Consider the following 11,613-nt stretch of genomic DNA (forward strand, 5'->3'; position numbering starts at 1 on the left):
GCGCAAATGTAGAAAGCACGGGCTTCCGGGCAAGGAAATAGGGCAATCCGTCCGTGGGGCGCCAATTCAGCCCCGGATAGCGTCATTTGCGTGACCAAACTGATACCGCATGCGCCACGCTACGCTGCTCTTTGCTGCTCTTCTCTCCCTCCAAGGCTGGGCACAGAACAATTGTGATGGCCTAAACGCCGCCTTCACCTGGGCCTCCACCACGGCAACCGGCAACCCCGTGCAGTTCAGCAACGCCACCGCCGGAACCGGACAGCAGACCACTTGGCTCTGGGACTTCGGCGATGGCACCACCAGCAACGAGGCCCAGCCCATGCACGAGTTCCCCGGCCCTGGAACCTACGAGGTCTGCCTCACGGCGATCACAGTCTTCATTCTCCCCAGCGGCGAAGCCTTGACCTGCGTGGATGATTACTGCACGCCAGTCACCGTGGGCGGCGGCGGCGATCCCTGCGACGGATTCGAGGCGGGCTTCACGTGGATGACCACGGCCTCCGGCAACGGGGTGGTCTTCAGCAATGGCACCACGGGCACTGGTTTCCAGACCACCTGGCAATGGATATTCGGTGATGGGACCACGAGCACCGAGGCGCAGCCTGACCATGCCTACGCGGAACCGGGCACCTACACGGTGTGCTTGGTGGCCACCACCATCTTCGAGACTACAGTGGGGCTGCTCACTTGCGTGGATGAGTCTTGCACACCAGTCACCGTGGGCGGCGCGAACAACTGCTCCTGGCTCAGCGCCAACTTCACTTGGGCAGCGGGCAACAACGGCGTGGAGTTCCACTACCAGCCCAGCGGGCCCACAGGTACGCAGTACACCTACCTGTGGAGCTTCGGCGATGGTAGCACCGCCAGCACCCAGAACGCCTTCCACAGCTACGCCGCCAATGGCACGTATGAGGCCTGCCTCACCGTCACGGCCTACACCACCAACAGCTCGTCGCCCTGCACCGCCACCAGCTGCCAGGCCGTTACCACCAGCAGCACCGGCAACGCGTGCGCCGGCCTCAACGCCGCCTTCACCTGGGCCTCGGCTACGGCAATCGGAAACCCCGTGCAGTTCAGCAACGCCACCACCGGAACCGGACAGCAGACCACCTGGCTCTGGGACTTCGGCGATGGCACCACCAGCAACGAGGCCCAGCCCATGCACGAGTTCCCCGGCCCTGGAACCTACGAGGTCTGCCTCACGGCGATCACGGTCTTCATTCTCCCAAGCGGCGAGGCCTTGACCTGCGTGGATGAGCATTGCGCAGCCGTGGTGGTGCAGGGCGCCAACAACTGCTCCTGGCTCAGCGCCAACTTCACTTGGGCAGCGGGCAACAACGGTGTGGAGTTCCACTACCAGCCCAGCGGGCCCACAGGCACGCAGTACACCTACCTATGGAGCTTCGGCGATGGTAGCACCGCCAGCACCCAGAACGCCTTCCACAGTTACGCCGCCAATGGCACGTATGAGGCCTGCCTCACCGTCACGGCCTACACCACCAACAGCTCGTCGCCCTGCACCGCCACCAGCTGCCAGGCCGTTACCACCAGCAGCACCGGCAACGCGTGCGCCGGCCTCAACGCCGCCTTCACCTGGGCCTCGGCTACGGCAATCGGAAACCCCGTGCAGTTCAGCAACGCCACCACCGGAACCGGACAGCAGACCACCTGGCTCTGGGACTTCGGCGATGGCACCACCAGCAACGAGGCCCAGCCCATGCACGAGTTCCCCGGCCCTGGAACCTACGAGGTCTGCCTCACGGCGATCACGGTCTTCATCAGCCCCAACGCGCCGGCCCTCACATGCGTCGATGACATTTGCACGAGCGTGGTGGTTGCCGGTGATCCGCAAGCATGCGACCCATCATTCGCATTGGAGATCGAGTCAGAGGCCACTAATTCGGGCTTCGTGCTTTCTGCCGCCACCAACATTCCAAACTCCGGCATTACGTGGACCTTCGCGAACGGACTGGTGCTTTATGGGCCAACGATTCAAGTGGGCCTGCTCTCCGTGATGAACATTGAGCTTTGCATCACCGCGTGGTACCAGCCGGCCAATTCCACTGACACCTGCTGGACCGAAGTGTGCGGGCTGCTGAGCGAACTCGGATTTGCAGTGAGTGTTGATGAAACCACGGTCGGGGCATTCAGGGCATGGCCGAACCCTGCGGTCGATGCAGTGTATATCGATGGTCTCGGCACAGGACACGTGCGCGTGAGCATTCATGGTGCCGATGGCCGAGTGGAGCGCGAGCTGACGGTGGTGGGGAGCCCGGCGCGCGTGGATTTGAGCGGACTGGCCGCAGGACTGAAATGGGTGACGCTCAACTCGACGGACCGCACCGAGCGCTTCAAGCTTGTGAAGGAGTAACGCTCAGCGCAGATCGATGCGCAGGCCGAAGAGGTTCTGCCACGCCCCGCCGGCCTGAACGGGCAGGTTCGGAAGTGAGCGCACCATGATCGCGGGCCGCATCTCGGCATGGAGGTGAAGCGCGCTCCAGAAGGGGCTAGTCTTGCCCAAGCGCAGATCAATCCCGAAGAGCCCATGGAGCCCGGCATAGGCGGTGGCGGGCGTGCGGAACCGCTCACTGCCGAGCAACTCATATTCATAGTCGGAACCTCCTGCGGGCCGCTCTGTGCTGCGTGTGATCGAGTGCGTGACCTCGGCATATCCGGAGGACGCCGCTCCGAGCTGAAGCCCCACGCCCACGGACCACGAGAAGCGGGAACCGGTGATTCGATGCGCGATGTAGGTGGCCTCTAAGCCGATCCGCGATCGCTTGTGGGATGCGGAGTACGTCTCGGACCAACTGCTGTCGAGCACGAATAGCTCGCCCGTGCCCATGGAGACAAGGGTGTCGTAGGCCGTAGAACTCGAGCTTGCCCAATAGCCCTCCGCCCATTCGCCGCCGCTGTAGAGGACGCCCAAGCGAAGCCGATTGTCATAGCGGGACTCGCCTGCACGATTCCGGAAGAGCGCCAAACCTGTGCTGGCGCTTACAACCCCAAAAGGGTTGAATAGGCCTTGGCCACGGGAGAAATCGGGTTGAAACCCGCCACTGTTTGCCCAACGCCCGCCCTGTGGAAGATCATCGAGCAACAGGCTTGAGCCGGGCAGCATTCGACGCCAATCATCGTCGCTCAGCAGGGCACCGCCTTCGAGCTGGAACCCGAAGCTCAATGAGGCCTCGGTGATCAACGGCGAGGGCGCGGGCTGTGCGAATGAAGCAAGCGGCCCCAGGGCCAGGGGGAAGAGCAAGCGGCGCATTGGCATGGTCGATTCAATCGTTGAGAAAGTGTTAGCGAAGAGAATGACGCCGAAGGACTTTTATTGCCCGGCGGCATGCGCAGTGCGCTGGAAAAGGCGCTGCTCCAGAAGCAGCTCCGCGATCTGCACCGCGTTCGTTGCAGCGCCTTTGCGCAGGTTGTCGGCCACCACCCACATGTTCAACGTGTTCGGCTGGCTCTCATCGCGGCGGAGGCGGCCCACGAGCACCTCATCGCGGCCATTGGCCAGCAAGGGCATCGGGTACTCGTCCTTAGCGGGGTCATCGAGCAGCAGGATGCCCGGCGCTTCGCGCAAGATTTGTCGCATAGCGTCCAGGTCGAAGTCGCGCGCGAACTCCACGTTCACGGATTCGCTGTGGCCCCCGGTAACAGGCACGCGCACCGCTGTGGCTGTCACACGGATGGCGGGGTCGAGGATCTTATGGGTCTCATGCACCACTTTCATCTCCTCTTTGGTGTAGCCATTGTCCGTGAAAGCGTCACAGCGCGGGATCACGTTTCGATCGATGGGGAAGGGGTACACTTTATCAGCGGAGATGCCCGCGCGCTCGTCCTCCATCTGCTTCACGGCTTTCTGCCCGGTGCCCGTGACGCTCTGGTAGGTGGAGACCACGACGCGCTTGGCGATGTATGCGCGATGCAACGGCGCAAGAGCCAGCACCAATTGGATGGTGCTGCAGTTCGGGTTGGCGATGATCCGGTCTTGCGGTGTTAGCAGCAGCCCATTGATCTCCGGCACGATCAGCTTCTTGTCCGGCATCATCCGCCATGCGCTGCTGTTGTCGATCACCGTGCATCCCGCCTCCGCGAACCGCGGCGCCCACTCGAGCGATGTGCTTCCACCGGCGGAGAACAATGCGATGTCAGGTCGGCGGGCAATAGCCTCTTCCATGCCGATAACAGGCACCTCCTTTCCGCGGAAGCGGATCAAAGCGCCCACGCTCTTCGCGCTGGCCACGGGAATCAGTTCGTCAACCGGGAACGCGCGTTCTTCGAGCACCTTCAGCATCACGCCACCGACCAGTCCGGTGGCACCGACTACAGCGACTTTCATGATGTTGCGGGGTCGTTGTTCGGCGGCCGAAAGTACTAGCTTTCACGCCCTGCGAATCCCATGTCACGCGCGCTTTTCCGCCCCCTTCTCGTGCTGATCTCTACAGCGGTCATGTCCATCGCCTCGGCTCAGGTGAGTGATGACTTCTCCGATGGCAACTTCAACATCGGAACGGCCTGGACAGGGAACGACGCGCTCTTCGCCGTGATGGATGACAGCGGAAACCAGCGCTTGCGGAGCGCGAGCCCCGGCGCGGCCAACTACTACCTGAGCACACCGAGCACGATCGTCGACGATGCGCAGTGGGAGCTGTGGTTCGACCTGCGCTTCAACCCCAGTGGAGCCAACTACGTGGATGTTTACCTCATGAGCGCCACCGCCGATCTGAGCGCTGGTGTGAACGGCTATTTCGTGCGCATCGGGGGAACCGATGATCGGATCGAACTGTTCCGTAGCGATGGCGGCGCGGCCGTCAGCCTTGGCGTGCAGTGCCCGGACGACCTGCTGAACAGCAGCGCGAACCTCTTTCGCCTGAAGGTGACACGCTCTTCCGCTGCGCTTTTCACGCTTTACTACGATGATGGTGCCACTGGCGCATACGTGAACGCGGGTTCCACGACGGATGCAACGCATGCGAGCGCGACGCACTTCGGCATCCGCATCGAGCAGAGCACAGCCGCCAGCGCAGTGAACAACCATTTCTTCGATGACATCGCGGTGGCGCCGATCCCGGTGGACAACACACCCCCGGAGCTGCTCACCGCCACGATCGTTTCCGACACACAGATCGACCTGACCTTCAACGAACCGCTGGAGCAGACGACCGCCGAAGAGGAGAACAACTACAGCATCATCCCATTCAACAGTGCGGCTTCGGTTGTGCTCGATGGAGCTGATCCCACGTTGGTCCATCTCACGCTGGCGATCGCCATGCAGAACGGCAACACCTACACGATCACCGCGAACGGCGTTGAGGACCTTGCGGGGAACGCGTGCGCGAACGAAACAGCGGATGTGACCTATCTCATACCGGAGGTCGCGCTGCCAGGCGAAGTGATCATCAACGAGATCATGGCCGACCCCTCACCGGTGGTCGGCCTGCCCGATGCGGAGTTCGTGGAGATCCACAACACCACTGCGGACAAGACCTTCGACCTCGCAGGATGGACATTCTCCGATGGAGGCACAACCGGCACATTGCCGGGGATCATCCTTCCGCCTGGAGGCTACGCGATCCTTACGGACGATGCGAACGCCGCGCTCTTCGCAGGCTTCGGCACAGTGGCGTCTATCAACACCTTCCCCAGCATCAACAACGATGGCGACCCGCTCTCGCTATCGAATGATGCAGCGACGGTGATCGATGCGGTCGCCTTCGAACTCGAGTGGTACAACGACGATGCGAAGGACGATGGTGGCTGGACCCTGGAGCGCAAGGACCCCACCGCGCCATGCAGCAGCGCCAGCAACTGGACGGCCAGCAATGCTGCCCAGGGTGGCACGCCCGGCGCGCAGAACAGCGTGTTCGCGATCGTGCCCGACAACACTTCGCCCACGCTCTTGAATGTGCTCGTGAGCAGCGCCACATCGGTGGTGCTCGTGTTCAACGAAGCCATGGATGCCGCCAGCCTTGGCAGCGGTAACTACGCATTCGATCCCGGGCTCAGCATCGCGCAAGTGCTGGTGGTGAACAGCAGCACGGTGGAATTGGTACTAAGCACGCCCTTGGTCGTTGGCTCGCTCTACACCGTGACCGTGACCAACGTGAGTGATTGCCCTGGCAATGCGATCACGGGCGGCAACACGGCCAGCTTCGCGCTGCCCGAGCCCGTTGAACCCGGCGATGTGTTGATCAATGAAGTGCTCTACGACCCGATCGGCACGGGCAGCGATTTCGTTGAGCTGTACAACCGCTCGAGCAAGACCTTGAGCCTCGCGGGCTGGAAACTGGGCAACGTGAGCGAAGGCGCCGTGGATGATGTGCTCACGATCACCGGTGCCTCCTTCCTGCTGCTGCCCGGCGCCTACGCGCTGATCTGCGAGAGCACGGCGAACATCGTCTCGAATTATCCGCAAAGCCGCACGGAGCGCTTCGTGGAGACCGACCTGCCGAGCTACAATAACGGTGAGGGTGGCGTGGTGCTTCAAGCGCCTGATGGCACGCAGCTCGACCGCTTCGATTACACCGACGACCTGCACTTCGCGCTGGTGAACGAGACCGAAGGCTACAGCCTGGAGCGCATCAGCCCCGACCGGCCGACGAGCGACAACACCAACTGGCAGACCGCATCGGATGTGGCGGGCAAGGCCACGCCCGGCTTCCAGAACTCGCAATACGCGCCCACGGCGAATGCCAGCGGCGAGATGTCCATCGATCCCGCGATCTTCTCCCCCGACAACGATGGCTTCGAGGATGTGCTCACCATCGCGTATCGTTTCGACCAAGCGGGCTTCGTGGGCACCCTCAGCGTGTTCGACATCGCGGGCCGCGAGGTTCGCACGCTTATGGAGAACCAGTTGCTCGGCACCGAGGGCGCGATCAGTTGGAACGGCCTCCTGGACGATGGCAGTCTCGGGCGCCTGGGCCCGTACATCGTGGTCTTCGAGGTCTTCGACCTGGAGGGCAATACCGAGCTGTACAAGAAGACGGTAACGCTGGCGCACAAGCTCAACTAGACGTTGGAGAGGTTGTTCAATCGTAGCGCGCAGGGTCCCCGAGACGGGAGACCCTGCGAAGGCTTAAGAGGTGAACGTAGTCCGTTAGCCTGCGCCATGTTCTTGCGTATCTGCCTGCTGTTGGCAGGCGTGGGCGTGCATGCCTACGGCTTCTCACAGACCTTTAACCGGCGCTACGATTCGATTGGTGCGGGCTTGGCCCAGTTCGGCTGGGCTGTCGAACAAGCTGCCGATGGGCACTACACGGTGCTCTTCAACTCACCGTGGCAGGACAGCTTGTTCTACAGCTCAGTTGTGTGCAGCATGAAGTTGAACGCATGGGGCGATGCGATCGATACAGCAAGGTTCATCTATGCGAATCACGCAACTTACCCTGGATGGGCGAATTCATCGGACGCGCGTACGGATGGAGGGTACGTAGTCGGCGGCAGCACGTATGCACAGGATGAGACACAGCGTGCAGCGCTTTTCCTGCTAGACCCTAACGGCCAACCGGAGAGCATCATCGAGTACGGCGATGTCGGGGAAGAGTGGATCGGCCGCCAAGCCAAACAGACCCCTGATGGAGGCTATGTGGTGGTTGGCGAGACCAGCACTATGGGCGTGATCGATGCCTTCCTGCTGAAGTTCGATGCGCTCGGAGAGGTGGAGTGGGTGCAGACCTACGGTGGTCCAACCTTGCACGATGTGGTTTGGAGCGTGGACATGGATGGACTTGGCGGCTACTACCTGGGGGGCCAGCAGCAAGTGAGTTCAAGTAATTATGACCAGTGGGTGCTTCACGTGGATGGCACTGGCCAAGTCATCTGGCAAGAGAACTATGGCACCCCGTTCAATGATGCTGGCAATGCGCACCTAACGACGGGCGCGGATGGCAGTATTTTTATCGCAACGGGCCTCGAAGTGAACGCTAATGACGACCATGCACCAAGACTGATCAAACTTGACGCTGAGGGTGGCGTGCTTTGGCAACAGACATACGGGCCTGCACGGAACACCATGATCTATGTGGTGCAGGAAGTGTTTCCCGGAGGTGACTTGATAACCGCGGGTTCTGCATACAATATCAACAACTTCCTTAGCGGGATACTGATCCGCGCCACAAGCGAAGGGGATAGCTTGTGGATGCGCGAGTATGTTTACTACGATGCGGATGTTGCTGCCGGAAGAGGGGCGTTCCGCGATGTTCAACCCACCCCCGATGGCGGCTTCATCGCCGTTGGAGTGGCCTTGGGCGTGGCGGGGTTCTACGGCCAGGATGTATGGGTGGTGAAGACCGATAGCATGGGCTGCTTGGAGCCGGGCTGCGATACGGTCATGGGAATTACTACGCAGATCACAAACCTGCGCGGTGCGCTGGTGGTTTCGCCCAACCCTGTTGCGGCAGGGCAGCCTGTTCAGGTCAGCATCAATCTGCCAGCTTCGTTCACACCGCGAGGGGTATTGCGCATCACGGTTACCGATGCTGCGGGGCGACTGTTTCAAGAACAACCCGTGCCATCAGGCGTTTCAAGTTTCAGCTTTCAATTTTCATCTTATCCTGGGGGCCTTTACCATCTTCACCTCACCGACGACTCTCGTTGGATTAGCGGCGCCAAGCTCATGGTGGACTGAACCCCAGCCCCTTCCGCTGTTTGTATTCTCTGTGCCCTCCGCGCCTCTGCGGTTCCCGCATTCCGCAACTTCGCAGCCGCTCCCGATGGAACCGGGACGTAGCCGTATGACCGACCAACTGACCAAGAGCCAGGAGCTCATTGCCCGCCGCAAGGCCGCCGTGCCGAACGGCGTGGGCATGTTCAATTACGCCACCGCGGCCAAGGCGTACGGCGCCACCATCATCGACGATGATGGCCGCGAGCTGATCGACTTCGCTGGCGGCATCGGCGTGGTGAACGCGGGCCACTGCCCACCACCGGTGGTGAAGGCGATCCAGGAGCAGGCCGCGAGATTCCTCCACGTCAGCTTCAACGTGGCCAGTTATGAGCCTTACGTTGCTCTGTGCGAGAAGCTGAACGCGCTGCTGCCGCATGGTGGTCCCACGAAGACGCTGCTTGTGAGCACCGGCGCTGAAGCGGTGGAGAACGCTATCAAGATAGCGCGGCAAGCAACGAAGCGCCAAGGCGTGCTCTGCTTCACCGATGCCTTCCATGGCCGTACGATGATGGCGATGACGCTCACCAGCAAGGTGGGCTACAAGCCGGACTGCGGGCCCTTCGCACCGGAGGTCTACCGCACGCAATACCCCAACTACTTCCGCTACGGCGCAGGAAGGAGCGAAGCCGAATTCGCAAAAGCTGAATTGCACCGCTTGGAGGAACTCTCGCACAACCTCGTCGACCCGAAGCAGCTCGCCTGCGTGATCATCGAGCTGGTGCAGGGCGAAGGCGGCTTCAACGTGGCGCCGAAAGCTTACGTGGAGGGCCTGCGCAACTGGTGCGATCAGCACGGCATCCTCTTGATCTTCGACGAGATCCAAGCGGGCTTCGGTCGCACGGGGGCATGGAGCGCTTATTCGCACTTCGGCATCACGCCCGACCTGAGCACATGGGCCAAGAGCCTCGGCAGCGGCATGCCCATTGCGGCGGTCATGGGCAAGGCCGCGATCATGGACAAGGCCGGCCCCAGCAGCATCGGCGGCACCTACATCGGCAACCCGGTGAGTTGTGCAGCGGCGTTGGCTACGCTCAAGTACATGGAGGAGATCGACATCAACGCGAAGGGCAGGCATGTGGGCAACATGATCCGCAAGCGCTTCGAGAAGATGAAGGCCAGGCATGCGTGCATCGGCGATGTGCGCGGCCTCGGCGCCATGATGGCCATGGAATTCGTGAAGAACGGCGACCCGCTTCAGCCGGATGCCGACACGTGCACCGCGCTCATGAACGCCTGCGCCAAGCGCGACCTGGTGGTGATTTCCGCTGGAACCGACAAGAACATCATCCGCGTCCTTAGCCCGCTCGTGATCAGCGATGAGCTGTTGAACAAAGGGCTCGACATCATGGAGGAGGAACTCGAGAAGATCTGCGCATGAAACCCTTCTCCATCGCCGGCATCCAGATGCGCGTGGGCTCTGCCCACAGCAACGTGGAGGCCATGAAGACCAAGCTCGATCTGCTCATGACCATCTATCCGTGGGTGGACATGGTGCTGTTCAGCGAGCTGTGCGCCTATGGCCCGCACATCATTCATGCGCAGCCCGTGCCCGGCGAGTTCGAGCAGGAGATGTGCGCCATGGCCGCCAAGCACGGCATCTGGCTCCTGCCGGGAAGCATCTTCGAGCGCACGAAGAACGCAGCAGGGGAAACGGTCATCTACAATACCGCTAGCGTGATCGACCCCGAAGGCAGCGTGGTTGCACGCTACCGCAAGATGTTCCCATTCTATCCGTACGAGGTGGGCGTCACCGGCGGTGATGAATTCTGCGTGTTCGACATCCCTGAGGTGGGCCGCTTCGGCGTGAGCATCTGCTACGACATGTGGTTCCCGGAGACCACGCGCACCCTGGCCGTGATGGGCGCTGAGGTGATCCTGCACCCCACGCTCACCGGCACCATCGACCGCGAGATCGAGCTGAGCATCGCGCGCTCCAGCGCAGCCATCAACCAATGCTACTTCTTCGATATCAATGGCCTTGATGCGGGCGGCAGCGGGCGTAGCATCGTTTGCGGGCCAGAGGGCCGCATCGTGTACCAGGCCGATGTGAACGAGGAGTTCATCCCGATCGAGATCAACCTGGAGAAGGTGCGGCGCAGTCGGGAACTGGGCATTCTGCGCTTGGGCCAGCCGCTGAAGAGCTTCCGTGATAGTCCTGTTGAGTTCGGGATCTATGCCCCGGGGGTGGAGCACCCGCACCTGGAGAGCCTCGGCCCGCTGATCAAGCCTACGCGCGTTCAGGAGCTTACGGAGCTGGAAGTGAAGGACGAGACACGCGCGCACGAATTTCCGAAGCATGTGGTGAGCTCTTTCCGCCCACCAAGCGATCCCGACCTGATCTGAATTGCAGCAATGGGTCCGGGGGCGTGAGCAGAGAAAATCCGGGCCTCCACCCCTCACTACTTCACCTTCGCACCCGCTCAAAACGCACGCACATGGGAAGCCTTGCAGGACAGCACCACAGCAAACCGAAGGATTTCGTCAGCTGGTTCGAGATTCCGGCCTACGACATCCACCGCGCATCGCGCTTCTATGGCGCCATCTACAACATGCAGATGGAGACCACGGTGAATGGCGAGTTCGCCATGGCTTACTTCCCGACCGACAAGGGCATCGGCGGTGCGCTCATCGCCGGGCCGGGCTGCCTGCCCAATGATACCGGCACGCTCATCTACCTCAATGCAGGCAACGACCTCGATGGAATCCTGGGCCGCATTGACCTTGCCGGAGGGCGCGTGATCATGCCTCGCACTCTGATCAGCGACACAGCGGGATGGTTCGCCCTTTTCATTGATAGCGAAGGCAACCGAGTGGCGCTGCACGAGGGGGTCGAGTCGATCGCTGCCAAGAAGAAGCCCATTGCCAAGGGCAAGCCCGCTGCGGTTCGTGCGAAGAAGGGCGCAGCGAAACGGACCACGCGCGGCTGATGCGATTCCGGA

General features: G+C 61.6%; 8 protein-coding genes. 6 read left to right on the forward strand and 2 right to left on the reverse strand.

Annotated features, from left to right (window positions below; translation table 11 throughout):
- Positions 1 to 109: 109 nt before the first annotated feature.
- Entirely contained in the window at positions 110 to 2,374 is a 2,265-nt protein-coding gene (locus IPM12_03835) for a PKD domain-containing protein (GenBank protein ID MBK9146936.1), read from the forward strand.
- 3 nt (positions 2,375 to 2,377) lie between these two features.
- Here IPM12_03835 and IPM12_03840 read toward each other — a convergent pair whose 3' ends face one another.
- The gene (locus IPM12_03840) at positions 2,378 to 3,271 is read right to left on the reverse strand and encodes a hypothetical protein (protein ID MBK9146937.1); all 894 of its coding nucleotides are present in this window, start codon (positions 3,269 to 3,271) and stop codon (positions 2,378 to 2,380) included.
- Between the two features lie 60 nt (positions 3,272 to 3,331).
- Positions 3,332 to 4,345: an aspartate-semialdehyde dehydrogenase gene (locus IPM12_03845; protein MBK9146938.1), complete on the reverse strand. Its 1,014-nt coding sequence runs from the start codon at positions 4,343 to 4,345 to the stop codon at positions 3,332 to 3,334.
- A gap of 111 nt (positions 4,346 to 4,456) precedes the next feature.
- Here IPM12_03845 and IPM12_03850 point away from each other — a divergent pair, with 111 nt between their 5' ends.
- The 5 genes from IPM12_03850 (at position 4,457) to IPM12_03870 (ending at position 11,601) form a co-directional block, all read left to right on the forward strand.
- Positions 4,457 to 7,021: a lamin tail domain-containing protein gene (locus IPM12_03850; GenBank protein MBK9146939.1), complete on the forward strand. Its 2,565-nt coding sequence runs from the start codon at positions 4,457 to 4,459 to the stop codon at positions 7,019 to 7,021.
- 96 nt (positions 7,022 to 7,117) lie between these two features.
- Positions 7,118 to 8,635, forward strand: a complete 1,518-nt coding sequence (locus IPM12_03855; GenBank protein MBK9146940.1) for a hypothetical protein — start codon at positions 7,118 to 7,120, stop codon at positions 8,633 to 8,635.
- A 106-nt stretch (positions 8,636 to 8,741) separates the two neighbouring features.
- Entirely contained in the window at positions 8,742 to 10,052 is a 1,311-nt protein-coding gene (locus tag IPM12_03860; protein ID MBK9146941.1) for an aspartate aminotransferase family protein, read from the forward strand.
- Positions 10,049 to 11,017, forward strand: a complete 969-nt coding sequence (locus IPM12_03865) for a carbon-nitrogen hydrolase family protein (GenBank protein ID MBK9146942.1) — start codon at positions 10,049 to 10,051, stop codon at positions 11,015 to 11,017. Before IPM12_03860 ends, IPM12_03865 begins: the two co-directional genes overlap by 4 nt.
- Before the next feature lie 92 nt (positions 11,018 to 11,109).
- Complete coding sequence (locus tag IPM12_03870; protein MBK9146943.1) at positions 11,110 to 11,601, forward strand: VOC family protein; 492 nt, start codon at positions 11,110 to 11,112, stop codon at positions 11,599 to 11,601.
- Positions 11,602 to 11,613 lie beyond the last annotated feature (12 nt).

This window comes from Flavobacteriales bacterium, assembly GCA_016716605.1.
In the GTDB taxonomy this organism is placed as follows: domain Bacteria; phylum Bacteroidota; class Bacteroidia; order Flavobacteriales_F; family PHOS-HE28; genus PHOS-HE28.

What these genes read in the sequence shown, in the direction of transcription:
- IPM12_03835 (MBK9146936.1), top strand. Translation starts at nt 110, where the DNA reads ATGCGCCACGCTACGCTGCTCTTTGCTGCTCTTCTCTCCCTCCAAGGC.
- IPM12_03840 (MBK9146937.1), bottom strand. Translation starts at nt 3,271, where the DNA reads ATGCGCCGCTTGCTCTTCCCCCTGGCCCTGGGGCCGCTTGCTTCATTC.
- IPM12_03855 (MBK9146940.1), top strand. Translation starts at nt 7,118, where the DNA reads ATGTTCTTGCGTATCTGCCTGCTGTTGGCAGGCGTGGGCGTGCATGCC.
- IPM12_03850 (MBK9146939.1), top strand. Translation starts at nt 4,457, where the DNA reads ATGTCCATCGCCTCGGCTCAGGTGAGTGATGACTTCTCCGATGGCAAC.
- IPM12_03870 (MBK9146943.1), top strand. Translation starts at nt 11,110, where the DNA reads ATGGGAAGCCTTGCAGGACAGCACCACAGCAAACCGAAGGATTTCGTC.
- IPM12_03860 (MBK9146941.1), top strand. Translation starts at nt 8,742, where the DNA reads ATGACCGACCAACTGACCAAGAGCCAGGAGCTCATTGCCCGCCGCAAG.
- IPM12_03865 (MBK9146942.1), top strand. Translation starts at nt 10,049, where the DNA reads ATGAAACCCTTCTCCATCGCCGGCATCCAGATGCGCGTGGGCTCTGCC.
- IPM12_03845 (MBK9146938.1), bottom strand. Translation starts at nt 4,345, where the DNA reads ATGAAAGTCGCTGTAGTCGGTGCCACCGGACTGGTCGGTGGCGTGATG.